Genomic DNA, 248 nt, shown 5'->3' with positions numbered 1-248 from the left:
ATACCCGCGCGTTGCAGCGATCGAAAGGATTCCGGGGGATGCGAACGGCACGATGCACGGGCCGCCGCATGAATCGTGAATGGGCGAACGCCATGCGCCGCCACCGAAGCAACGCAGCGTCTTTACATTCAAGGTCGATCACCGGCCCCGTCACACGGAGGGAGTCATGCTGCAATACGTCAAGTCCTTGTTGCGCGATGAACGGGGCGTCAGTTCGCTCGAATACGCAGTGCTGGCCGGCATCATCG

The 248-nt window shown here is 61.3% G+C and carries 1 protein-coding gene; it reads left to right on the top strand.

Features of this window, described 5'->3' with window-relative positions; genetic code table 11:
• Positions 1 to 166 precede the first annotated feature (166 nt).
• On the top strand, positions 167 to 248 hold an 82-nt coding region (locus SB764_RS43250), incomplete at its 3' end, for a Flp family type IVb pilin (protein ID WP_410867201.1).

The sequence above is a fragment of the Paraburkholderia sp. SIMBA_027 genome (assembly GCF_046535315.1).
GTDB lineage: Bacteria > Pseudomonadota > Gammaproteobacteria > Burkholderiales > Burkholderiaceae > Paraburkholderia > Paraburkholderia tropica.
Note: the sequence above shows the minus strand (reverse complement) of the source record. Positions and strands in the feature narration are given on the sequence as shown.